At 64.3% G+C, this 23,829-nt stretch carries 25 protein-coding genes; 22 read left to right on the forward strand and 3 right to left on the reverse strand.

The features are described from left to right. Positions 1-67 precede the first annotated feature (67 nt). Positions 68-1,882 carry an ATP-dependent helicase gene (locus KVY02_RS12020; RefSeq protein WP_015879479.1) on the reverse strand — a complete coding sequence of 605 codons (1,815 nt, stop codon included), beginning with the start codon at positions 1,880-1,882 and terminating at the stop codon, positions 68-70. Beyond that, the gene (locus tag KVY02_RS12025) at positions 1,869-3,656 is read right to left on the reverse strand and encodes an ATP-dependent nuclease (RefSeq protein ID WP_015879480.1); all 1,788 of its coding nucleotides are present in this window, start codon (positions 3,654-3,656) and stop codon (positions 1,869-1,871) included. Before KVY02_RS12025 ends, KVY02_RS12020 begins: the two co-directional genes overlap by 14 nt. Positions 3,657-3,881: 225 nt before the next feature. On the opposite strand from KVY02_RS12025, the gene KVY02_RS12030 reads away from it, so the two are divergent. From KVY02_RS12030 to KVY02_RS12060, 7 genes are read left to right on the forward strand one after another with little or no spacing between them, the layout of a single operon-like run. Then, on the forward strand, positions 3,882-4,445 hold the full coding sequence (locus KVY02_RS12030) for a PFGI-1 class ICE element type IV pilus protein PilL2 (RefSeq protein WP_015879481.1): 564 nt from the start codon (positions 3,882-3,884) through the stop codon (positions 4,443-4,445). Then, the gene (locus KVY02_RS12035; protein ID WP_015879482.1) at positions 4,442-5,101 is read left to right on the forward strand and encodes a hypothetical protein; all 660 of its coding nucleotides are present in this window, start codon (positions 4,442-4,444) and stop codon (positions 5,099-5,101) included. The genes KVY02_RS12030 and KVY02_RS12035 overlap by 4 nt, the downstream gene beginning before the upstream one ends. 12 nt (positions 5,102-5,113) lie before the next feature. Further along, positions 5,114-5,842 carry a TIGR03759 family integrating conjugative element protein gene (locus tag KVY02_RS12040; protein ID WP_015879483.1) on the forward strand — a complete coding sequence of 243 codons (729 nt, stop codon included), beginning with the start codon at positions 5,114-5,116 and terminating at the stop codon, positions 5,840-5,842. Further along, positions 5,824-6,414, forward strand: coding sequence for a transglycosylase SLT domain-containing protein (locus tag KVY02_RS12045; RefSeq protein WP_015879484.1), 591 nt, complete (start codon positions 5,824-5,826; stop codon positions 6,412-6,414). The genes KVY02_RS12040 and KVY02_RS12045 overlap by 19 nt, the downstream gene beginning before the upstream one ends. Then, positions 6,411-6,956, forward strand: a complete 546-nt coding sequence (locus tag KVY02_RS12050; protein ID WP_015879485.1) for an integrating conjugative element protein — start codon at positions 6,411-6,413, stop codon at positions 6,954-6,956. Before KVY02_RS12045 ends, KVY02_RS12050 begins: the two co-directional genes overlap by 4 nt. A gap of 4 nt (positions 6,957-6,960) precedes the next feature. Then, on the forward strand, positions 6,961-9,150 hold the full coding sequence (traD, locus tag KVY02_RS12055) for a type IV conjugative transfer system coupling protein TraD (protein WP_106763512.1): 2,190 nt from the start codon (positions 6,961-6,963) through the stop codon (positions 9,148-9,150). After that, positions 9,147-9,896 carry a TIGR03747 family integrating conjugative element membrane protein gene (locus KVY02_RS12060; protein ID WP_015879487.1) on the forward strand — a complete coding sequence of 250 codons (750 nt, stop codon included), beginning with the start codon at positions 9,147-9,149 and terminating at the stop codon, positions 9,894-9,896. Before traD ends, KVY02_RS12060 begins: the two co-directional genes overlap by 4 nt. Here the strand turns inward: KVY02_RS12060 and KVY02_RS12065 are convergent, their stop codons facing one another. After that, entirely contained in the window at positions 9,897-11,267 is a 1,371-nt protein-coding gene (locus KVY02_RS12065) for a HEPN domain-containing protein (protein ID WP_015879488.1), read from the reverse strand. Between the two features lie 163 nt (positions 11,268-11,430). On the opposite strand from KVY02_RS12065, the gene KVY02_RS12070 reads away from it, so the two are divergent. The 15 genes from KVY02_RS12070 to KVY02_RS12140 all read left to right on the forward strand — a co-directional run bounded on the left by KVY02_RS12070 (position 11,431) and on the right by KVY02_RS12140 (position 23,823). Then, positions 11,431-11,808 (forward strand): integrative conjugative element protein, RAQPRD family, encoded by a 378-nt coding sequence (locus tag KVY02_RS12070; protein ID WP_015879489.1) that lies wholly within the window; start codon positions 11,431-11,433, stop codon positions 11,806-11,808. After that, positions 11,805-12,038, forward strand: a complete 234-nt coding sequence (locus KVY02_RS12075; RefSeq protein WP_003296490.1) for a TIGR03758 family integrating conjugative element protein — start codon at positions 11,805-11,807, stop codon at positions 12,036-12,038. Before KVY02_RS12070 ends, KVY02_RS12075 begins: the two co-directional genes overlap by 4 nt. A gap of 16 nt (positions 12,039-12,054) precedes the next feature. Then, a complete protein-coding gene (locus KVY02_RS12080; protein WP_015879490.1) occupies positions 12,055-12,417 on the forward strand; it encodes a TIGR03745 family integrating conjugative element membrane protein in 363 nt (120 codons plus the stop codon). Positions 12,418-12,427: 10 nt separating this feature from the next. Next, a complete protein-coding gene (locus KVY02_RS12085) occupies positions 12,428-12,823 on the forward strand; it encodes a TIGR03750 family conjugal transfer protein (RefSeq protein WP_106763514.1) in 396 nt (131 codons plus the stop codon). Further along, the gene (locus tag KVY02_RS12090) at positions 12,823-13,503 is read left to right on the forward strand and encodes a PFL_4703 family integrating conjugative element protein (RefSeq protein ID WP_106763516.1); all 681 of its coding nucleotides are present in this window, start codon (positions 12,823-12,825) and stop codon (positions 13,501-13,503) included. Before KVY02_RS12085 ends, KVY02_RS12090 begins: the two co-directional genes overlap by 1 nt. Next, positions 13,500-14,402 (forward strand): TIGR03749 family integrating conjugative element protein, encoded by a 903-nt coding sequence (locus KVY02_RS12095; RefSeq protein WP_172515615.1) that lies wholly within the window; start codon positions 13,500-13,502, stop codon positions 14,400-14,402. The genes KVY02_RS12090 and KVY02_RS12095 overlap by 4 nt, the downstream gene beginning before the upstream one ends. Further along, positions 14,392-15,795, forward strand: coding sequence for a TIGR03752 family integrating conjugative element protein (locus tag KVY02_RS12100; RefSeq protein ID WP_106763520.1), 1,404 nt, complete (start codon positions 14,392-14,394; stop codon positions 15,793-15,795). Before KVY02_RS12095 ends, KVY02_RS12100 begins: the two co-directional genes overlap by 11 nt. Next, positions 15,776-16,210 (forward strand): TIGR03751 family conjugal transfer lipoprotein, encoded by a 435-nt coding sequence (locus KVY02_RS12105; RefSeq protein WP_106763523.1) that lies wholly within the window; start codon positions 15,776-15,778, stop codon positions 16,208-16,210. The genes KVY02_RS12100 and KVY02_RS12105 overlap by 20 nt, the downstream gene beginning before the upstream one ends. Further along, positions 16,210-19,086: a conjugative transfer ATPase gene (locus KVY02_RS12110; protein WP_218313591.1), complete on the forward strand. Its 2,877-nt coding sequence runs from the start codon at positions 16,210-16,212 to the stop codon at positions 19,084-19,086. Before KVY02_RS12105 ends, KVY02_RS12110 begins: the two co-directional genes overlap by 1 nt. Positions 19,087-19,101: 15 nt before the next feature. After that, a complete protein-coding gene (locus KVY02_RS12115; protein WP_106763528.1) occupies positions 19,102-19,860 on the forward strand; it encodes a DsbA family protein in 759 nt (252 codons plus the stop codon). Between the two features lie 171 nt (positions 19,861-20,031). Continuing rightward, entirely contained in the window at positions 20,032-20,538 is a 507-nt protein-coding gene (radC, locus tag KVY02_RS12120) for a RadC family protein (protein ID WP_106763531.1), read from the forward strand. A 181-nt stretch (positions 20,539-20,719) separates the two neighbouring features. Further along, complete coding sequence (locus KVY02_RS12125) at positions 20,720-21,142, forward strand: TIGR03757 family integrating conjugative element protein (RefSeq protein WP_106763757.1); 423 nt, start codon at positions 20,720-20,722, stop codon at positions 21,140-21,142. Next, positions 21,139-22,071, forward strand: coding sequence for a TIGR03756 family integrating conjugative element protein (locus KVY02_RS12130; protein ID WP_106763534.1), 933 nt, complete (start codon positions 21,139-21,141; stop codon positions 22,069-22,071). The genes KVY02_RS12125 and KVY02_RS12130 overlap by 4 nt, the downstream gene beginning before the upstream one ends. Positions 22,072-22,081: 10 nt before the next feature. Beyond that, entirely contained in the window at positions 22,082-23,479 is a 1,398-nt protein-coding gene (locus tag KVY02_RS12135) for an integrating conjugative element protein (RefSeq protein WP_106763536.1), read from the forward strand. Next, a complete protein-coding gene (locus KVY02_RS12140; protein WP_106763539.1) occupies positions 23,476-23,823 on the forward strand; it encodes a hypothetical protein in 348 nt (115 codons plus the stop codon). Before KVY02_RS12135 ends, KVY02_RS12140 begins: the two co-directional genes overlap by 4 nt. Positions 23,824-23,829: the final 6 nt, after the last annotated feature.

The following is a 23,829-nucleotide window of genomic DNA, read 5'->3' on the forward strand; positions in this document are numbered from 1 at the left end:
AAGAACCGGTATTAACTCATCCGGAGCCCATGCGATTCTGATACAGCCCCAACCCTTATATAGTCGCTCAGAGGTTCGCAGCACGCATTCGTGCCTCTAATTCATCCAGGAATGGTGAGCGCCCATGGCGCATCGGACCATAGCGCCCTTCAACGAATCCCGAGTACAGCATGTGAACCTCGTCGCGGGCGCGTGTGAGTCCCACATAGAACAGCCGGCGACTCTCGCGCAACTTCTCTGGACTCAGTTTTCGCCATGGCAAACTCCCATAGTCGAGACCGACCATAATGACCACGTCGTACTCGCATCCCTTAGCGGAATGAAGTGTCAGCAGGTTCAGGTGATCCGGCGAACCATCACGTCCGCCCAGACTCGCAATGTCCAGCGTAGCCAGCGCGCCACCTTCGGCAAGCGCCGCCGTCATGCGATCCAGTTGTTCCTTCTGATCGGCAAGCGACGATTCAGCAACCAACAGACGATCCAAGATGCCGTTGCGCAGTGATGCGACAAAATCACGTGCGGACTGCTGATCGGCGCGCAACGCCCACAACAGAGCGGTTAGCTCCTGCCCCTCGCGTCGAGCCTGCGCATCGTCCAAGTTCGCTCGATGAAATGCGAGATAACGGTCGATCAATCCACGCAGTTGCGGACGCGCGATACGCCAGCCACCCGCACACCATGCGGCGCAGTCTTCTACCCAACTCGTCAAGGCAACTTTACGGTAAGGCGCGGCGGTGTCCACGCGGATATAATCGAAACCGCCGGCTGCCACGGCCTTGGCCACAATATCGCCTGCGCGATAGTCCGTATACAAGATTGCGATATCGCCCAGCGTTCGTCCTGGCTTGGAGTCCAAGGCCACCGGAATGATCTGCGCGACGGCGTGTGCGGCCTGATCTGCGAGCCCATCAGGGCACAGCACAAACTCGATAGTCGCCTGACGGGTCGGGTCGTTCGCCCGATAGCCACGATCCTCACCCAACGCCATTTCTGAAGCGCTGACAATGCCTGCCCCTGAGCGATAATTCAATTGAAGTCTGACCGGCTCGATGTCTTCACGCTCAGCTAGCTCCATGAGCAACGCGCCATCGGCCCCTGTGAAACCGTAGATCGACTGGTCTGCATCACCGACTGCGAACAAGCGCACGCCACCATCAAAAGCCAGGCGCTTGACGATGCGATGGAGTGCAACCCCCAAATCCTGATATTCATCTACCGCCAGCACCGGAAATTTCGCCTGCACCAGAGGCAGTACCCAATCATGCTCAGCGATCAGGCGCTGGCCATAGACCACCATGTCGTCGTAGTCGATCAGCCCCCCTTGGCGCAGTGCCGCCTCGTAGGCTTCGGCCCAGGCGGCAAGTTCTTCCTCGCTACGCCAGGCAACGCTGTTTCGGTTCAGTACGGATCGGCGATGCCGTCCAAGATCGATAGCTTTGTAAGGATGGTTGGCCCCAAAGAGCTCGTCTCCGGACTGCCTGATCAAACGATCACTCACTCGCTGGGATGCCACTGAGAGGGGAAACTGAATCGGTAGATCAGCTAAGCGTCCATATGGCATCAACAGATGGCGTAGGCAGAATCCGTGGACGGTGCCGATGAACAGGTTTGGCGCCTCCCGCAGCCCCAACATTTCAAGCCGACGGGTTAATTCGCGTGCGCACTCTTGACTGTAGGTGATGCACGCAGCACCACGCGGTGCCTGCACGTCTTCGGCCAAGATGCGAGCCAGCTTCAGCACAAGCGTCTTGGTTTTTCCGCTTCCAGGGCCGGCGAGCACCACGCAATGTCCCTGGGAGTTGTACGCCGCCAACTGACCAGGATTTCCGGCCAGCTCGGCAGCCTGGGCCAGGTAGGCTGTGCTGAAACTACGCGACGGCATTGCGGATATGCTCCAGCGCGGAACGGATGTAGTGCGGGCAAGTATCCTCGGACACTGAGCGTGCAAGGGCCTGAGCGAATCGTCCCTTTCCGATTCTTTCGATAAGCTTCAGCAGCCGTTCTTCATCGACCTGGTCTAAGTCATCCACCCACTGCTGCAATGCTTCTCGGGTTGCTTGCCTCAGTTGCGGCAATTCCTGCTGAATTACATCCCGCATCGACTCAGCCAACCCACCGGCGAACAACTCCGTTTCCAGTGTGTTCTCGTTCACGAAGTATCCGAACTCCTCGGCAAGCTCAATTACGTCATCTGTCTCCATCTCCGAGTGGTCGTACTCGTCTTCAACCACGTCAAGAAGATTGATCAGTCGCCGGCGAACCAGCGGAGCCTTGCCATTGACCGGATCATAGTCCGTCAGGATGACATGAGGAATATCCAGTCCTTCAGGGCCTAGGAGCTTCACATACGGCGTGAAGTTAGTTCCGCCAACCGAGCACACGGTAATCCCAAGCATATCGAGGTGGATATCAAGCGCCTCAGCGAACGCGGGGACCAGGAAACGCTCTGCGTCGCCTTCGACCAGAATGACCCCCCGAGAAAAGAAAATCTCGCCACGCGTGACATCAATGTAGCGCTGTAGATCTTCTTCATCCCTCTGTGTGAACGGCGCATTCGCAGTTGAAACGGCGACAGTCTTGCCTGCCCCCACGTCATGACGTAGCAGAACGATGGATCTAATCGGCGTAACGCTTGCAATGTGTGGGGAGTGAGTTGTAAGGATCGTTGTTAGCGGAGCATCTTCCTCGTTTTCATCCCCTCCGGTGCCAAGGAAATAACGATAGACAAGGCGCTGAACGTGCGGGTGCAGGTGCGCTTCGGGCTCCTCAACCACAAAGAATGTATGGTCACGTTCTCCGTCAGACACGAGGCGGTCGAGTTCGAGGCTCTTCAATGCCAGGAAGATCAGGTTCGCGGTTCCCAGACTAGCGTCACCGACGCCGCGAATTCCATTGTCAATTAACAATCGCAAGCTGCGAAGCAGCGCATCCACCCGAGTTGGAGCGAGTCCAAGCGACACAGGCACAGCATGCTGCTCACCAGCAATGGAGATCAACCGCTCGCTGATCCGGTTCGCCGTCGCAACCACTTGGGCGTGGCCAGCTAGTTCCCGCTGTGCGTCGTCAACCTGATTTTGAATCTCCTCACGGGCGTCTTCGTCCAACGACTCGGCAAGATCTTCGATGAGGGGTCTCAATGGTGAATTGCGCCAACTCGCGAGATCCTTCTCAGCATCACGCAGTGCCACCTGGACGTCTATTGGCAACATGCGGCGAAACGCACTACCGACGTGCATTTCGGGGTCGTTACCACCAAAGATCACATACTCATAGTCTTTCAACGATTCCGGAGCGCGTCCCAGTCCGGCTTTGGGCTGGAAGCGATAGGTGAGACGGGCCGTCATGGGTGGGCCTGGATCAATCACACAATCGTTGAGATGAGCCATCAACCGCGGGTTATCAGTGAAGTCGGTCAAGTCCACCGAGACTTCGATGATTTTACCGATCTTGTCTTCAACCAGGCCATCCCAGAAGTGCTCTATGCTCAATTGCCGGTCACGCTCGGACAATCCTGGGTCGAGAATCAGCTGTAATCCACGAATGAAGTTACTTTTTCCGACTTTATTCTCACCAACGATAACGATGCTATCGCCAGTCTTTATATCAACATCCGAAAAATTGGCGAAATTGATCAGCCTAACGCGTGAGATCCGCATGCACACCCCCTGCAATATGTCTTACGAATAATATCAGCCCATCGTCGGCAACACCGTTAGTTATTCACCGCCTTCCCTACAAGCCTGCGCTGACTCAACCTCCGAAGACTCATACTTCCAACCTACACCCGCGAACAAAGCGATCCAAGACTCTTTCGTATTCTTTGCTGAACGATTCGGTCTGCCCGGCGAAGGTATCGGCTCATCGCCATCGAGAGCCGAACCATGCCAGCAACCCAACTTCTACGGCGCCTGACCGGCAGCGGCCTGCTGATCACCGCTGTGTTGAGCGGCGGCTGCGCCACCACCGCCGCACCGCCCGTTGATCCTCTTGTCGAGGAAGCCGACACAGCGCCGCAGTCACCTGAACTGATTCCGGTGGTGCGCTATGGCCGCTACACGCTCGTGGAGCTTGTTCCCACCGCGGCCCAGCGTGACCTGCTGCTGCAGGTCATCGACGTGGCGATGCCAGCGGATGCCAGAGCGACGGTGGGCGACGGCCTGCGCCACGCACTCCAGCGCAGCGGCTACCAGCTTTGCGAGAACGCCCATGCGGTGATCGAGCTGTATTCGCTGCCGCTGCCGGCGGCGCACCTGTATCTGGGGCCGATGACGCTGCGCGACGCACTGCTCACGCTCGCCGGGCCGGCCTGGGATGTACAGGTCGATGACAGGGCGCGCCAGATCTGCTTCGTTCCTGCCGGCGAGCCCTCCGCAGATCCCGAGACCGACACGCCACTGGCCGCGCCGGTGCAGACCTTTCCCATCGTCGACGGAGGCCAGCCATGAGCGCAGTGGCCCATGCGTCGCGTTCGCGCGCGGCCTTCGTGCTGTACCTGCTGCTGTGGGCCTGGATGGTCGGACTCAGCGCACTGGTGCTCGTCAACTTCCGCGTTGCGGGCGACCTGGCCGGTCAGAGTCAAGTTGATTCGGCCTTACGCCAACTGCAGGTGCTCGAAGGCCGGCTCGCCGAATTCGCCGACGACGTACAGACGCTGCAAGCCCGCCCCGAAGCGGCGACCACGGCAGCTTTGCAGGAAGCTTTGCAGGACACCCGCCAGCGCCTCGAAGCCGACATCGCCCGTCTCGAACAGTCGCTGGCCGGCTACGCCACCGAGGCGGCCCTGCAGACACTGCACAGCGAGGTCGAGCAGCTCAAGGCACAGCGCCAGACCGCCGCGCGCACGCCCGCAGCGCCGCGTCCCGCCAGGGCGACGACGACGGCACCGGCACAGGTGCCGTTTCCCTTCCGCTTGATCGGTGCGGAACTGCGCGCCGGGCAGCGCGCCGTTTCCATCGCCCCCGCCACCGACCCGCTCTCGGCCGGGCAGATCCAGGTGCTGCTTCCCGGCGAGCATGCCGGGCGCTGGCAGTTGCAGACCATCGACGGCAACACCGCCGTGTTCCAGGCCGGCGACCAGACGCGCCGGCTGGCGATTCCTTGATCGGGAGGCGCCATGCAACGTCGCGCACTTTCCATGCTGTTCCTGTTGGCCGCGCTGAACGCACCGGCCTTCGCGCAGCAGCCCGCCACCCAGAGCACACCCGCACAGTCTTCCCGTGTCACGCCGAGCCAGATCGATCAGGCACGCGATGAACGCCTGGCGCGGGACTGGGGGCTGCGCGGCGACGAATGGGGACGCTACCGCGAACTGATGGAAGGGCCGCTGGGCATCCATTCACCCAACCTCGACCCGCTGACCGCACTCGGCATCGAAGCCCGCTCCGACGAGGAGCGACGGCGCTATGCCGAACTGCAAGTGCAGGTCGAAGCGCGCCGCGTGGAAAAGTTGCTGGCGTATCAACGAGCCTACGACGAAGCCTGGCAACGCCTGCATCCCGACGCCCAGCGGGTGAATCTGCCCGATGCGCTGCCGGGCGGCAGTGCGATGACCGGCAGCGGTCGTACCGCCGTGTTCGTCCGGGACGGCTGCGCGCCGTGTGCCCAGGTCGTGCAGCGTCTGCAGACGGCGAACGCCGAGTTCGACCTGTACATGGTCGGCAGCCGCCAGGACGACGCGCGCATCCGCGAGTGGGCCCAGCGCGCGCAGATCGATCCGGCGCGCGTGCGCAGCGGCTCGATCACGCTCAACCACGACGGTGGCCGCTGGCTGGCGCTGGGTTTGCCCGGTGAACTGCCCGCGGTGGTGCGTCAGGTGAACGGCCAATGGCAGCGCCAGCCCTGATGCCGACGTGGCCGCTGCGCGTGCTGCTGGCCGCCGCGCTGGCGACCGGGCCAGTCCAGGCCCAGGAAATTCCGCCGCCCGCCTACCAGTTGGCGGCCCAGCGCGCCGGCATTCCTTCGACGGTGCTCTATGCCGTGGCGCTGCAGGAAAGCGGCGTGCGCCGGGACGATCGCATCGTGCCGTGGCCCTGGTCGCTCAATGTCGCCGGCCAGTCGCGCCGCTACGCCACGCGCGCGCAGGCTTGTGCGGGCGTGCGCCAGGCGCTGCGCGAGGTGCCCCCCACGCGCATCGACGTGGGCTTGGGCCAGATCAACCTCGGCTACCAGCAGCACCGCTACCGCCAGCCCTGCGATCTGCTCGACCCCTACGACAACCTGCGCATCGCCGCCGACATCCTGAAAGAGCAGCACACCCCCGGCGAAGACTGGCTGCTGGCGGTCGGGCGTTACCACCGACCGGCTGGCGGCGCGCCCGCGGCGCGTTACCGGCGCAGCGTTTCACAATACCTCCAGCGCGTGCTCGGCCCGCAACAGACCGCCGCACACGCGCCCCGCCAGGAGAACAGCCGATGACCTCATCCATCCGGGCCACGCACGGCCTTCTTGTCGTAATGCTCGCCACCGTGCCGATGAGCGCGGTGCGTGCCACGCCGCCCCTGATCGTGGTGGAAGACCGGGGCGGCGCTTCCGCGCTGCCGTACTACGAAGCGCTCGACCTGCAGCCGCGCGCCACGAGTCAGCCACTCCCCTCCATCGTCATTCCCGAGGCACCAACCGCCGCTGTCGATGAGACGGCCATGCTGCCGGTGCGCAGTGCCAGGCTCACGCCGGGAACGGTTGCCCGCCGCGTCATCGAGGCCCCCGGACTGCAACCATTCTTCCTGGTCGGTGACGATGCGACCTCTCAAGCCTGGTTGCGTCAGCACGCCGACACGCTGCGCCAACGCAACGCCTGGGGCCTGGTGGTCAATGTCGAGACGGCCCAGGCGCTGGCACAACTGCGTGCAATCGCGCCCGGCCTGAATCTGTCGCCGATGTCCGCCGACGATCTGGCCGAACGCCTGGGCCTGCGGCATTACCCGGTGCTGGTCACGGCCACCGGCATCGAGCAATGACGCCATGTCGCAGACGCAGCCCGTCGAAGTTCTGCTGCGCCCCGCGGTGGAGCTGTACACCGTGGCGGTCTGCGCCGGCGCCGCGTTTCTGTGCCTGGTGGCACCGTGGTCGCTCGCGCTGAGCCCGGCCATGGGTATCGGCAGTGCGCTGGCGTTCGCCACCTTCGGTGCGATCCGCTGGCGCGACGCGCAGGTGACTCTGCGCTATCGCCGCAACATCCGCAGGTTGCCGCGCTACGTCATGACAAGCCGCGACGTGCCGGTCAGCCAGCAGCGGTTGTTCATCGGCAAAGGCTTTCGCTGGGAACAGAAGCACACGCACAGGCTGATGCAGACGTACCGGCCCGAGTTCCGGCGCTACGTCGAACCGACACCGGCCTACCAGCTGGCGCGACGCCTGGAGGAACGGTTGGAGTTCGCGCCGTTTCCACTTTCGCGCCTGTCGAGCCTCACCAGCTGGGACATGCCGCTCAACCCCGTGCGCCCCTTGCCGCCAGTAGGCGGCCTGCCGCGCCTGCACGGCATCGAACCCGAGGAAGTCGACGTCAGCCTGCCGCTGGGCGAACGCGTCGGACACTCTCTGGTGCTGGGCACGACACGCGTGGGCAAGACGCGGCTCGCCGAGTTGTTCGTGACCCAGGACATCCGGCGGCAAAACGCTGCGGGCGAGCATGAAGTCGTCATCGTCATCGACCCCAAGGGTGATGCCGATCTCCTGAAGCGGGTGTACGTCGAGGCCAAGCGCGCCGGCCGCGAGAACGAGCTGTATATCTTTCATCTCGGCTGGCCCGATATCAGCGCGCGCTATAACGCCGTGGGACGGTTCGGCCGCATCAGCGAGGTCGCAACGCGCATCGCCGGCCAGCTTTCTGGCGAAGGCAACAGCGCGGCCTTTCGCGAATTTGCCTGGAGATTCGTCAATGTCATTGCCAGGGCGCTGATCGAGCTGGGGCAACGTCCGGACTATCTGTTGATCCAGCGTCATGTGATCAACATCGATGCGCTGTTCATCGAGTACGCCGCGCATTTCTTCGCCCGCACCGAGCCGAAGGCCTGGGAAGTCATCGTCCAGATCGAGGCCAAGCTCAACGAGAAGAACATCCCCAGGAACATGATCGGACGCGAGAAGCGTGTCGTGGCCCTGGAGCAGTACCTCAGCCAGGCGCGCAACTACGATCCGGTGCTCGACGGCCTGCGCTCGGCGGTCCGGTACGACAAGACGTATTTCGACAAGATCGTCGCCTCGCTGCTGCCTCTGTTGGAAAAGCTCACCAGCGGCAAGGTCGCCCAGTTGCTGGCCCCGAACTACTCGGACCTCGGTGATCCCCGTCCTATTTTCGATTGGATGCAGGTGATCCGGAAGCGCGCCATTGTCTATGTCGGCCTGGATGCGCTTTCTGATGCCGAAGTCGCTGCGGCGGTCGGCAATTCGATGTTCAGTGACTTGGTTTCCGTCGCAGGCCACATTTATAAACACGGTATCGACGATGGTCTGCCGTGGGCCTCCGCGAACACCAAGGTGCCGATCAATGTTCACGCGGATGAATTCAATGAGTTGATGGGCGACGAGTTCATTCCGATGATCAACAAGGGGGGCGGCGCCGGGCTCCAGATCACCGCTTACACGCAGACCCTGAGCGACATCGAGGCGCGCATCGGCAATAGGGCCAAAGCCGGTCAGGTCGTCGGGAATTTCAACAATGTGTTCATGTTGAGGGTGCGCGAAACCGCCACCGCCGAACTGCTGACCAGGCAGTTGCCGAAGGTGGAGGTCTACACCACGACCATCGTCAGCGGTGCGACCGATAGTTCGGAGATCCGCGGTTCAACCGATTTCACCAGCAACACGCAAGACCGCATCAGCATGTCCAGCGTGCCGATGATCGAGCCCTCTCATGTCGTAGCGTTGCCGAAGGGTCAATGCTTCGCCCTGATGCAGGGCGGACAGCTGTGGAAGGTCAGGATGCCGCTGCCGGCGGCCGACCCTGATGAGGCCATGCCGGAGGATCTGCAGCAGCTCGCGGGGTACATGCGCCAGCACTACACCGAGGCTGCGCACTGGTGGGAGAACCTGGGGTCGCCGATGCTGCAGGATGGCCCCTTGCCCGACGACTTGCTCGACGAAGCGCCCATTGCGAGCGACCCTCCCGCGAACGTCACGGGCGACACGGGCCTGGATGAGCACACGCCATGAGCGACCCGGCATCCACTGCGCAGCGGCAGCAACAGCGCCGGCAGGGCCTGATCGCCACTGCGATCTCCTTGCCGCTGCGCCTGTTCGGGGTACTGATCGCCTCGCTGATGCTGTCGATCCTGATCGAGTGCGTGGGCATGCACCTGTTCTGGAAGGACCAGGGCTGGCGCCATGCGCAATCGATGCTGCAGTACGAGCTGGGGCATCTGTCGAATCACTTCACGCGCAGCGCCATCGTGCAGGAGCCAGGGCGCACCGCGCACCGCCTGGTGGAGACGGGTTACGAGTGGGTGTTCGTCAAGACCGGGCTGCTCGACAAGATGAACGATACCGCAGAACGCGCCCGCGCGCCGGGCCAAGGACAATCCCGTGATTTCCGCTACTTCATCAGCCAAGTCTATGTCTGGGCCGAGCGCTATCTGATTGCCGCCGCTTTCATCACCTTGACCTTTATGGTGCGCCTGCTGGTTCTGGTATTGACACTGCCGCTGGTGCTCACGGCAGTGTTCGTCGGTCTGGTCGATGGACTGGTGCGCCGCGACGTGCGCAAGTTCGGCGCCGGCCGGGAATCGGGCTTCGTCTACCATCGCGCGAAAGCCTCGCTACTGCCACTGGCGATACTGCCCTGGGTGATCTACTTGGCGATGCCGGTCTCGGTGCATCCACTGCTGATTCTGTTACCCAGCGCCGCCTTACTGGGACTGGCTGTATCTCTGACTGCGGGGAGCTTCAAAAAGTACCTGTAGCTATATTGTTCTGAACGCCTTGTCTTCATCTGAACCACCATAGTGCTGTAACCGCACTGCGCACTCAATCAACACGATCCGTGCGAGGTAGGTGGCATACTGGCGCTCTGCGGCGAATGATTCCAGCCTGTCGTAGTGTGTGCCATGCAGTATCTGCGATCGACCGTGGTCATAGATGTCCTTGACCAACTGCTTCAGTGTGCGAGGACGGTTGCCCCGTACTACCTGAGTTTCGCTACTCGTACCAGTTAAATGGATGACCATTTCACGGATACCATCGTTCTTGCCACCGCAGCACAGTACATCTAGGCAGGTTCCGAGCTTCGCCAGCGCTATGGCATCACTTGATTCACGATTGCCTTCGCCGAACCAATCCAGCGCAGTAGCCCATCGATTGGCAAGCTTGGGATGCGGGTGACTCGATGGATCAAGCAACCCATCAAGGATCGCCGCGAATGCCGGAATAATAGACGTCATGTCATCCAACGCTTGCCTTACTCGCTCGGGAGGTTGCGAAGTAATACGCTTCCCAAGCGAGCTTCCGGGCAACCACAGAAATCCTTTGGTTTCGACCAGGCGATCGCTACCGGCAGGCGGTAGACGCTCGTCTTGAAGCGCCTGTTGCAAGAAGCACTCGGGGGCCCCAAAGCCAAGAGAGATAGCGTCAAGCGCTGTCTTGGCAACCAACCTCGCCAACTTGCGTGAGAATTCACGCTCATAGCCACGGACTGTTACCTTGACCAAGGCCGGACATCCGACGATCGCACTGTAGACGGCGTTGGCCAGCCCTTCGATGGAGGAGCCATCATTGGGATTCTGCAAGGCATCCTTGAGAATTTCCTTCCAGCGGTGGTTCGCCTCTGGTTGGTTCAGATAGTGATCCTTTCCGTACTGAGGGAAGTCGACCGAATCTATCCAGTCGGATCTATTCAAGAATGTCACCGGGCCGAGGGAGAAAGGAGAAACCCTCTCCATGCCCAGGGTCCAGGCAGGAAAATAGTGCGTGTGCTCGTTGGCGATGCTTGCGAGTCGTTCCTCAATGAGTAACTTCAGTTTTGGAAGAAGCCCGCCCTGATCGCATTCATCAAATCCTAAGAGCTCACCCGCAGCATGCAAGTCGGCAACGGTCTGACGGACTACCTTTTGATAGGCCTCAGACTCAATCTTCACTGACTTCTGGGGCCGATTCTGATGGAGGGTGCTGGAGAATTGCCCAAGTGCCTCTCTTGCCTTCCTTGTGAAGAACCGCTGCATACCATTCTCGGCAGTGACGAAATCAGGAATTCCAGGTTCTTCGGACCATGGCGTGGCCCCCTTGTGTATTTGATCTAACTCATCTACGAGAGCTTTCAGCTCGGCCTTTAACCCCATACATTTTCCCTTGATCTAATGCTGATCGCAGGATATCGCAAGCTGGCACCAACGGTATTGGCATCCATCAATCCGGTCAGTTCGCAGTACCCATTGTTTGCGGTCTTGAAGCGCCTGCCTCGCCACGATCGAGCCATTGCTGATCGAACCGAGGAATGGCGCGATGGTGTTTTCGTTTCCACGCCACGCCGCGCATCGCGGCGTGGCCGCCCTGCTGCTGATGGCGCTGACGGCGAGCCCGCCGCTGGCGGCCCATGCCGGCACGCCAGCCCAACGCCAGGAGCTGGCTGCGGCCCTGCGCCAGCTCGACGCGCTGGAACGCTTCGTCGCACAGAGTGCGGCGAATACCCCGATCACAGCGGGCGAGCGCTACCACTTCGACTACCCACGTCTACTCGATGACCTCGCGCGCGTGCGCGCCGGCATCCAGTTCCACCTCGCGCCGTCTCGCGCCCAGCCACGCGACCCCGCCGTACTGAGCGGCGATTACCGCAACGAGTCCGCCCCCGACGTTTTCTCGGCACCGGAGGCCCAGCCATGACCTCCGCGCAGATCAGCGCCTTCCAGGCCAACAGCAGCATCGCACCCGCCGCGATGGCGACGGTGATCGTCGGCCTCGTGTTCGCGGTGCTGCTGCTGTGGGGGGCCTGGGCCATTCGCACCGCCTACGTCGGCTGGGCGGAAAACCAGCTCAACCAGCGTCAGTTCCTCGGCGTCGTCGTGCGTTTTCTCGCGATGTACCTGGTGCTGACTTTTTTCCTCCTCTCCTAACCACAAGGGTCAGACCATGAAAACCGCTCATTTCCCCCGCATCTGTCTCGCCCGGCGCGCCGCGCTGGCACTGAGCCTCACCACGCTGCCCGCGCTGTCGTTCGCACAGGGCCTGCCGCAACTGGAGAATCCGTCGCGCGGCACCGGCGGCGGGATCATGGAGACCATTCGCAACTACGGCTACGACATCGTGCTCCTGGTCGCACTGCTGGTCGTGGCGTCGATGTTCATTGGCGTGTGCTACCACGCCTACGGCACCTACGCGGAAATCCACACGGGCAGGAAGACCTGGGGCCAGTTCGGACTCACGGTAGCCATCGGCGCGGTGCTGTTGGTCATCGGTATCTGGCTGCTCACCGAAGCGACCGGGATTCTCTGAGGCCGCGCCCATGTCCGAGCATCAGCACATCCGTGCGGACGGCACCGTGATGTTCCTTCCGCACCGGCTCAACCGGCATCCCGTGGTGGTGCGCGGCCTGACGGCGGACGAGCTGTGGATCTGCTGCGGCCTGTCCGGCGCAGCCGGATTGCTGGTCGGCGCGCCCCTGTCCTGGCTGTTCTCGACCATCGCGATCGCGCCCACCTTCATCGTGCTGGGTATCGCCTTCGGCGTGTTCATCGGCGGAGGCATCCTGCGCCGTCAGAAACGCGGCAGACCCGACACCTGGTTGTACCGCCAACTGCAATGGCGCATCGCGACCCGCTATCCCTTGGTAGCCGGCTGGATCGGCGGGCATGTGCTGATCACGCGTTCGGGGCGCTGGTCGAACCGGAGGGCTGCGTGATGAGCCGCTTCCGGAACGAAGTCGCGCACCTGCAGGCGCATATCAAGACCTTGCGGCTGGGGGCCGGCGCGTTGCTGCTGATCGCGCTGGTGATGGGTGGCGGATGGTGGAGCGCGCCACGCGACCTGACCATTCACGTGCCGCCCGATCTGCGCTCGGGCAGCACCCGCCCGTGGTGGGACGTGCCGCCGGAAAGCGTCTATGCGTTCACCTTCTATGTGTGGCAGCAGCTGCACCGCTGGCCCAGCAATGGTGAAGAGGACTATGCGCGCAACCTGCATGCGCTCTCGCCGTACTTCACGCCTGCCTGCCGCGCCTTCCTGCAGGCCGACTACGACTACCGCCGCAGCACCGGCGAACTGCGCCAGCGGGTGCGCGGCGTGTACGAGATTCCCGGGCGCGGCTACGGCGACAACCCGTCCGCGCGCGTGCGCACGGTTTCCGAGCGCAACTGGGTGGTGACGCTCGATCTCAGTGCGGACGAATACCACGGGCCGGAACAGGTCAAGCGCGCACTGGTGCGCTACCCGATCAAGGTGGCGCGCTCGGACGTCGATCCGGCACGCAACCCGTTCGGCCTCGTCCTGGACTGCTACGACGGTGCGCCGCAGCGCATCGCTGCGTCCACGCCCGAATCCCCGGCCCGCGGTGATCTGGGCCTGCAAGGAGACTCCCCATGAAGAGCCGCCTTCTCGTCTGGCTGGGCATGCTGGCCTGCGTACTGGTGCCCATGGCCCATGCCGTGGAGATCATGCACTGGGAGCGTCTGCCGCTGGCCGTGCCGCTGCAGGTCGGTGAGGAGCGCATCGTGTTCGTGGATCGCAACGTGCGCGTCGGCGTGCCGGCCAGCGTGGGCGACCGGCTGCGTGTGCAGAGTGCCGGCGGTGCGATCTACCTGCGCGCCAGCGAACCGATCGAACCCACGCGGCTGCAACTGCAGGATGCCGACAGCGGCGCGCTGATTCTGCTGGACATCGCCGCAGAGCCCGCCCAGGACGGCGAGCCGCCGCTGGAGCCGGTGCGCATCGTGGAGGGCAACGCCACGCCGCAGCGTTACGGCCAGGCGCAAGCGCCCGGAGCGGCTGCACCCGCTCCGGATCAGGCCCGCTCGCCGCGGCGCGAAACCCCGGTGGCGGTGGTGCTGACCCGCTACGCAGCCCAGAACCTGTACGCGCCGCTGCGCACCGTGGAACCGGTGCCGGGCATCATGCGCGTCAACCTGCGCCGCGACCTGTCGCTGGACACCTTGCTGCCGACCCTGCCGGTGCATGCCGAGGCGCTGGCGGCATGGCGGCTGGAAGATCAGTGGGTCACCGCCGTGCGGCTGACCCATACCGGCAGCGGCTGGATCGACCTCGATCCGCGCGCGCTGCAAGGGGACTTTCTCACCGCCACCTTCCAGCATCCGACGCTCGGTCCGCGCGGCACGCCGGAGGACACCACGGTGCTGTATCTGGTCACGCGCGGTCGCGGCCTGCCGCAGTCGCTGCTGCCGGCGGTCCACCGCTTCGATCCGACGGCGCTGCTGCCGCAGGCCGTCCCCGGTCACGACGACAAGGAGGCCGGCGATGCGCAGTAATGGCTTGCTCAAGTGGCTGGTATTGCCGGTCGCCTTGCTGGTGCTGTTCTTCGGCATCCGGCTGTTCTCCGGTGGCGGCGACCAGCCTCGCCCCATGGCCGATGCCGATCCACAGCTCACCGCCGAGGAAATGCAGGCGCTCGGCATCGAGGGCGACACGCCCCGCGACACCGTCGCCACCCTGGTGGCCCAAGTGCGGCAGTTGCGCACCGAACTGCAGACGGCGACGGCGGACAACCGCACCCAGCGCGAAGAGAACCAGCGCCTGCGCCAGCGCGAAAGCGCGATCGACCAGCGTATCGACACGGCCCTGGAAGCCGAACGCACCGCCTTGCGCCGCGACCAGGAGCGGCTGGTCGGCGAGCGCCGGCAGACCGAAGGCCTGTTGCAGGATCTGCAGCGCCGGCTGGAGAACATCGGCAGCACAGACCACTCCGACCTGCCCGTCGGGCTGGGTCTGCGCGAGGGCGACGGCGATGGCTTTGCCGGTGAGGGCGGCATCCGTTGGGTGGAGCCGGACGACGCGAGGCAGACCGATGGGCGCGCAGGCACGAGCCTGAGCTTCCCCACCAGCTTCGGGCCGGCGCAAAAGACGCTGGAGGCCACCGTCGAACAGGTGGCCGATGCCGGCGCCAGGGCAGCCGGCGTCCAGACGGCCCGGGCGGTCTACACCGTGCCGACGAACTCCACCCTGATGGGCTCGGTCGCGATGACCGCGCTGATTGGCCGCGTGCCGGTCGATGGCACCGTGAACGATCCGTTCCCGTTCAAAGTCCTCGTCGGGGAGGACAACCTGACCGCGAATGGCATTGATATCCCCGACGTCGCCGGCGCAGTGTTCAGCGGCACGGCCAGTGGCGACTGGACCCTGTCGTGCGTCAGGGGGCAGGTCCGTTCGATCACGTTCGTCTTTCATGATGGCACCGTGCGCACGATCCCCGAGGACAGCGAGCGCAGCAGCCAGCAGAACAACCAGCAGGATGGCCTGGGCTGGATCAGCGACCCGTATGGGATTCCCTGCGTCAGTGGCGCACGGCGCAGCAACGCACAGCAATACCTGGGCACCCAGGCATTGATCACCGCTGCCGGCGCGGGCGTCGCTTCACTGATCGATTCCGACAGCGGCCAGATGTCGTATGTCGGCGCCGATGGGTCGATCGGCACGGTTGGCATCAGCACCAACGAAGCGGTCGGACGCATCCTCGCCGGCGGCGTGCAGGACATGTCGCAGTGGGTGAACCGTCTTTACGGGCAGGCCTTCGCCGCAGTGTATGTCCAGCCCGGCGCCCAGGTTGCCATCCATCTCGAAAAGCCCCTTCACATCGACTACGAGCCCGAAGGCCGCCGCGTCGACCATCGAGCAGGAGAAGCGCATGCACTCGATCTGGATTAGGCCGCTGCTGCTGGTGGCGGTCGCGACGGTGCTGGCCGGCTGCGCCACCAGCAAGGAGGAGCTGATGCCGCACGGTGGCCGCACCATGCAGGACATCTGGCACCAGCAGGCCGGCGACGGCGGCAGCGGCCAGGTCGCCCGCCGTCAGTTGCTGGATGCGCGCCAGAGCCTGCGCCGGCCGCTGACGGATGCGGATGTGCAGGCCGCGCCCGCTGAGCAGATGCGCTACACGCGCACGGCGGCCAACGAGATCCACCACCAGTTTCCACGGCTTCCCAACCCGGATCTGGTCATGTATGTCTTCCCGCACCTTGCCGGCACCGATCCCGTGCCGGTGCCCGGTTACAGCACGGTGTTCCCCCTGTACCAGAGGGTGCAGTACGCCATGCCCGGCGAACGCACGGAGGCGTACTGATGGCCTTGTCGTTGCCCTGGCGCCGGCGTGCCGCCGACGATGCCACACCGACCGACGATCGGCAGGACGACTGGACGCGCCATGTGCGCGCACTGCGCGAAGCCGGCATTTCCGAACCCGGCGCGGCGGTCGCGCACGAGCGTCCGGCCACGGCCGCCGACGAGCAGGCGCTGTATGACGTGGCGCCGTCATTCGTCGCGCTGCTGCCGTGGGTCGAGTATCTGCCGGACTCGCAGTGCATGCTGCTTGAGGACGGCGTCTCGGTTGCCGCCTTCTTCGAGCTGACGCCGCTGGGCACCGAAGGCCGCGAGGCCGCCTGGCTGGCGCAAGCACGCGACGCATTGGAAAACGCTCTGCAGGACAGCTTCGACGAGCTCGATGCCAACCCGTGGGTGCTCCAGCTCTATGCCCAGGACGAAGCCAACTTCGACCAGTACCTGGACACGCTGCGTGGCTACGTCCAGCCGCGCGCCGAGGGCAGCCGTTTCACCGAGTTCTACCTGGCCTCGTTCGCCCACCACCTGCGCGCCGTCTCCAAATCCGGCGGCCTATTCAAGGACAGCGTGGTCACCCGCCTGCCGTGGCGCGGCCAGAACCGGCGCGTGCGCATGGTGGTCTATCGCCGCGCCGCAGGCCAGACCGGCCGCCGCGGCCAGACGCCCGAGCAGGCGCTGAATGTTGTGTGCGACCGCCTGATCGGCGGCCTGGCCAATGCCGGCATCCAGACGCGCAGGATGGGAGCGCCGCAGATCCACGACTGGCTGCTGCGCTGGTTCAACCCCAGGCCCACCATGCTCGGGCCGACGGCACAGGATCGCGAACGCTTCTACCGGCTGGCAGCCTATCCGGAGGCGTCGGAGCCCGACGAGATCGAGTTGGCCAGTGGCAGGGACTTTTCGCAGCGGCTGTTCTTCGGCCAGCCACGCTCGGATGCCGAGTCTGGGCTGTGGTACTTCGACGGCGTACCACACCGGGTCATGGTCACCGACCGCCTGCGCACGCCACCTTCCACAGGCCATCTCACCGGCGAAACGCGCAAGGGCGACGCGATCAACACGCTGTTCGATCAGTTGCCCGAGGGCACCGTGATGTGCCTGACGCTGGTCGCCACACCGCAGGACGTGCTTGAAGCGCACCTCAATCACCTGGCGAAGAAGGCTGTGGGCGAGACCCTGGCTTCGGAACAGGCGCTGCAGGACGTGCAGGAAGCACGTTCGCTGATCGGCAGCGCCCACAAGCTCTATCGCGGCTCGCTCGCGTTCTATCTGTCCGGCGACAACGAGGACGAGCTGGACCGGCGTGGCCTACAGCTTGCGAACGTGATGCTCAACGCCGGGCTGCAACCGGTTCGCGAAGAGGACGAAGTCGCCCCGCTCAACACCTATCTGCGCTGGCTGCCTTGCGTCTACAACCCCGGTGCCGACCGCAAGCAGTGGTACACGCAACTGATGTTCGCGCAGCACGCGGCGAACCTGTCGCCAGCCTGGGGGCGCAGTCGGGGTACGGGCCGGCCCGGCATCACGCTGTTCAACCGCGGGGGCGGCGTCATCACGTTCGACCCGTTCAACAGGCTGGACAGGCAGATGAATGCCCATCTGTTTCTGTTTGGCCCCACCGGCAGCGGCAAGTCGGCCACGTTGAACAACATTCTCAACCAGGTCGCCGCGATCTATCGCCCGAGGATGTTCATCGTCGAGGCCGGGAACTCGTTTGGTCTGCTGGCAGATTTCGCCGCACGGCTGGGCCTGACGGTGAATCGGGTCAAGCTCGCACCCGGCTCGGGGGTGAGCCTTGCCCCGTTCGCCGATGCGCGTCGGCTGATCGAAACGCCCAGCGACGTACAGACCTTGGACGCCGATGCGCTGGACGAAGAACAGCCAGACGATCCCGCCAATACCGATACAGACGAACAGCGCGACGTGCTGGGCGAGCTGGAGATTACCGCGCGCCTGATGATCACCGGAGGCGAGGATAAAGAAGAGGCGCGGATGACCCGCGCCGACCGCAGTTTGATCCGGCAGTGCATTCTCGATGCCGCCCGCCAGTGCGTCGCGGCAGATCGCGATGTGCTCACGCGCGATGTGCGCGATGCGTTGCGCGAGCGCGGCCACGATACGACGCTGCCCGATACCCGGCGCACGCGCTTGCTGGAGATGGCCGACGCCATGGACATCTTCGCGCAGGGCTCGGACGGCGAGATGTTCGACCGCCCCGGCACGCCCTGGCCGGAAGTGGACATCACGGTCGTCGACCTCGCCACCTATGCCAGGGAGGGCTACAACGCCCAGCTCTCGATCGCCTATATCTCGCTGATCAACACCGTCAACAACATTGCCGAACGCGACCAGTTTCTTGGCAGGCCAATCCTCAACGTGACCGATGAAGGCCACATCATCACGCGCAATCCCTTGCTGTCGCCGTATGTGGTGAAGGTGACGAAGATGTGGAGAAAATTGGGCGCTTGGTACTGGTTGGCGACACAGAACATCGACGATCTGCCCAAGGCCGCAGAGCCGATGCTCAACATGATCGAGTGGTGGCTGTGTTTGTCGATGCCCCCGGACGAGGTGGAAAAAATCGCCCGGTTCCGCGAACTCTCGCCCGCGCAGAAGGCGCTGATGCTGTCGGCCAGGAAGGAGGCCGGCAAGTTCACCGAGGGGGTGATTTTGTCGAAGTCGATGGAGGTGCTGTTCAGGGCCGTACCACCGAGCCTGTACCTGGCGTTGGCCCAGACCGAGCCTGAAGAGAAAGCCGAGCGATACCGCCTCATGCAGCAGTTTGGCGTCAACGAGCTGGAGGCCGCGCTCAAGGTGTCCGAGGACATCGACCGCGCACGCGGCATCGAGCCATTGCCTTATGCCGATCTGCTTTCCTGACGGCCGGAGCCCGCCATGCCTGTCCATCGCTCAACGACCCCACCACTGTCCGTCCGCCGTCGCCGCTGTCTGCGCCTGTTGGCCTGCGCCGTCGGCATGTTGGCGCTGCTGCTGTTCGCGCTGCTCACCGTGGTGCAGCGCGAGGTGTCAGACGCCACACCGGCCCCGACCACCGAGCAGCACCCGGCCGGCCCGCCGTGGCGCCACGGCCAGCCCGATGCCCGTTTCGTGCTGACCTTCTACGCCGACCTGGAATGTCCGTTCTGCAAGGACTACTACCCGGGCCTGAAGAGCTGGATCGGCCAGCAGGCCGACGTCAGCCTGCAATGGCATCACCTGCCTCTGGCGGCGCACGAGCCGGTCGCCTCAGCGCTGGCCAGCATGGCCGAGTGCGCGGGCGAAACCGGCGGGCATGGTGCGTTCTTCGATGCCATCGGCTGGCTGTACCAGCACACACGCAGCGGCGGCCAGGGGCTCCCCGAGGGGCGTCGCTTTCCGGGGCTGACGCCGGCGTTGCGAGACTGCCTGGACAGCGAGCGCCCGCAGGCCGTCGTGCGCACCCAGGCCGAACAGGGCACGCACGCCGGCATCACCGCCACCCCCAGCCTGCGCCTGGAGGATCGCCAGAGCGGCCGGTCGTTGCTGCTGCAGGGGCCGGTCGAGGGCGATGCGCTACTGTCCGCGATGGATCTGCTGATGGGTGATGCACCGGATACCGCTCCGGCGCACGCCGCAGGTTTGTCCGCCATCGAAGATGGCGACATGCCCAGGTAGCCGAGGTCTTCGAGGCTACGGCGCAGCACTGCTGCGCTGACCGTCGTTCGCAACGCATCCCGAAGCGAACGGCCAGCGTCCGCGCTGGTGGATGTGTGGTTTTTTCATTTCGTCACGCCCATGGAGGTTCCGCCTCCGTGGGGGGCCTCCGTTCATCTACTGGAGGTTCCCATGACCGACGTACTGACCCTCGAAGACTCCCATACCGAGTTGGAACACGATCCCGTTGTCGTCGATACGCACGAAGACCGGATCGTTCAACAGGCCATCGCGCTGCTGGAGCGACGCATGTTCAAGGCGGGTACCGCCTTGCGGAATCCGAGCGAGGTGTGCGACTACCTGCGTTTGATGCTCGTCGGCGAGCCCAACGAAATCTTCGCCGTCCTGCTTCTCGACACGCGCCACAAGGTGCTGGCGTACGAGCCGCTGTTCCGCGGCACGATCGATGGCGCATCAGTCTATCCCCGGGTGGTCGTCCAGCGTGCGCTGGCAGCCAATGCCGCCGCCGTCATCTTCGCGCACCAGCATCCCTCGGGGAACTCGGAGCCCAGTGCAGCCGATCGCGCGATCACCCGCCGACTCAAGGACGCTCTGGATCTGATCGACATCCGGGTGCTGGATCACTTCATCATCGGCGAGGGCCGACCGTACTCTTTTGCCGAGAATGGCTTGCTGTAGCGGCGTAGAATCGCGTCCGCCAAGCCGCATCCCACGCATGGGCCTGTCCCCAGGTCCATGCGCTTTTTCGTTTCCCTCGCATCACCGGAAAACAGGGATTGCCACAGTGCGCATTGTTCGTGGTGCGCATCTGCCTCATGGGTTCGACTACCGGGGTCGATTCACCCCGAGACACGAAGCCATGCACGCCTTTCTTGCACACCTTGGCCAGACGCTGGCCCTCCCCGCGCTACTGCTTGCCGGCAACGTCATGGCTGCGGAGATCTGGATCGTGACGGACGCCCGCAACCCGGTGGCAGGTGCCCAGGCGGCGGATCGCGTCATCCAACTCGACGCGGCGCAGGCCATCGAGGCGGATCTGTCGGCCGGGTTGCCGAACGACCCGCAGCGGGCCGCGGCGTTCGTGCAGCGACGTTTGAACGATGGCGGACAGGCGCTGCAACAGCGCATCCGTGATGCCTACCAGGGCGTGACCGATGCCTGGAGCCTCGGCATCACCAGCATTCCGGCGGTGATCGTCGATCAGCGCTACGTCGTCTACGGGGTGAGCGACCTCGGCCAGGCGCTGGCCCGCATCGAGCGTTACCGGGAGGAGCAGCCATGATTCCCCGTCGCCTGCGGCTTGGAGCCGCCGCCGTGCTGCTGTGCAGCGCCACGTCGAGCTTCGCCCTCAACACCGCCACCATCATCTCCTCAACCCTGTCGCCGGACTGCCTCGAATATCGCGTCACCGGGATCTGCTACTGGCTGTACTGCTCTCTGTCGGGCTGCTCGGTGCGCACCTCCATCAAGGTCAGGCACTACGTTCCCGACGCCGTGGTATCGAGCTACTCGAATACTGGGCAGAACCCGTGGATCGAAGTGCGGCCGATGAGCCCGCCCACCCCCTCGGCTCAGGCCGGCGGTGACGGCACCACCAACGAGGATCACGAGAACAACCTGGCGAAATTCAAGAACGCCGACGTCATTGGCCATCCGGGCGGTCAGGTGTTCAGCCAGTTCGCCTCGGCGTCCGGCTACATCTGCCAGGGTGCTGGCACTGCGTTCATGCCGTACCTGCTCAGCACCTTCGACACGCTGGCCTGGCGCTACAACATGCCCGAAGCCGTGTATCCCGAGTCGCTGATTCCCGGCATGCGCGAGATCGGCACCCGCACCCGGCTGAACCTGTGGGGCAACGTCTATCCCAGGGGCGGCTTCCTGCATCAGGCCGACGACTACAAGGCTGGCGCGGTCGTCGCCCAGCGCGCCGGCGACGTCGTAACCCGGCGCGGCCAACTGCATGTGTACCAGCCGCTGATGGCCAACGCGCGAGACGGCTACTGGCCGGCCGGCGCGTTGATCGAAAGCGATGCCAGCACCGGCAAGTGGCAGCGGCTGACGCCGCGCCTTTCCAACACCTGCACCGTGTTTCCCCATGCCGGGCACTTGCCACAGGCGCAACAGGGTGACTACGCGTGGGCGCTGTGGCGCCCGTACAGCTGCTGCCAGCGTCGCGGACAGGTGTTCCTCGGCAGCGTGGATTTCAATTGAGGGTTCCGCCATGAAGCATTCCGAGCTGACGACGCCGCACGACCGCCCCTCACGTCTCTGGCGGCCTGGCGCGCTGGCCTGCGCACTGGCCGTTGCCAGCGGGCTGGCGCTCGCCCAGAGCGGCGGCTTCCAGACCAGCGGCAGCGTGATCGGCGACGAGGTCATGTACTCGATCGGCGGTGGCAACGCCGTCTCGATGAGCGGTGCGGCCGGCATGCGCTCCCTCGGTGTCGGGGTTGGGTGGAACAGCAATCTGGTGTGCGGCGACATGAGCATCAGCACCACGATCCAGAACCAGCTCAACGGCCTGACGAATGGGTTTCAGAACATCATGAGCAACGTGATCCAGAGCGCGACCAGCGCCGTGGCGTCGCTCCCCGCGCTGATCATCCAGAGAGCGGACCCCGGCCTCTACAACCTGCTGACCAATGGTGTGCTCCAGGCAAGGCTGGATTTCGATCGCTCCAAGTTGACCTGCCGGTCGATGGCCGAACGCATGGCGGACATGGCCGGTGGCCAGTTGGGCTGGAGCCAGATGGCCGAAGGCATGGCGCTGCGTGATGCCGTGTCGAGCACGGATGCGGTGTCAGCCGTCGAGCAGGCCGAGACGCGCCGGGGCAATGACGGTGTGCCGTGGGTCGGCGGCAGTAACGCCGGCGGCGCCGGTCAGCCGTCGATCAAGGTGATGGGCGACGTGACGCGCGCGGGCTACAACCTTGTGAACGGGCGCAACGCGACCGATACGTCGGCCATCGATCCGGCGAGCTGCAACAGCCTGGCCTGCCAGACTTGGGCCTCACCGCAGCAAGCGGTCGAATGGGCCACGCGGGTGCTGGGCGAACAGGAGCAACGTACCTGCGACGCCTGCACAAAGACTGAGACGATTCCCGGCGTGGGCCTGCCCCCCCTCATTCAGGAGGAGTACGACGCCAAGCTGCAAACGCTGCAGGAGTTGATCAGCGGTGCGCGCAACACCACCTTCGAGAACCTTGCCGAGGCAGGCAGCGTGTCGTTGCCGATTACCCGCGGCGTCATCGAGGCGCTGCGCGATGAGCCGGATCAGCACGTGCTGGCGCAACGCCTGGCTTCGGAAGTGGCCCTGGCGTCGGTGCTGGAGAAGGCTCTGCTGCTGCAGCGCACCTTGCTGACCGGGCGCAAGGAGCCGAACGTCGCCGCCAACCAGTTGGCGACCGCCGCCGTCGACCAGGAAAGCGACTCGCTGGATCGGGAGATCTCCAACCTCAAGACCGAACTCGAACTGCGCCGCACGCTTGCCAACAACTCGCCGATGGCGATCATCCAGCGCCATGGAACCAGGGCCGCGGGCTCCCGGGGTATCTACGAAGGTGACCCCGTGCCGGATCGCCTCGACCAGTTGCAGCGGGCCAATCCGGGGAGCACGCCATGAACCTGACCTGGGGGCCGCGCTGGCTGCTCATCCGCAGGGTGGCGAAGGTGCTGCTGTGGGCGATGCTGCTGCTCGCGGCAGCCGTGCTCATCAACATCGTGGGCATCCACTTCCTCGGCAGCGTAGTCGGCTGGGAGCGCTGGCTCGTCGAGACCTCCGGTTTCTTCCTGCTGTGGCGGCTGTGCCTGTACGGGGCGACGGTCTGCGGCTGGGTCTGGATGCGTCGGCGTCTGCTGGCGCGTGAATCCGGCATGGAAGCCAGGCGTCGCCTCCTGCGCGCCGAAGTCGCCGGCGTGGTGGGAATCGTCGCGCTCGAGGCCAGCCTGCTGATGCAGGCGACGTAGCGGGAG

It is taken from the genome of Halomonas sp. 18071143 (assembly GCF_019211725.1).
GTDB lineage: Bacteria > Pseudomonadota > Gammaproteobacteria > Pseudomonadales > Halomonadaceae > Vreelandella > Vreelandella stevensii.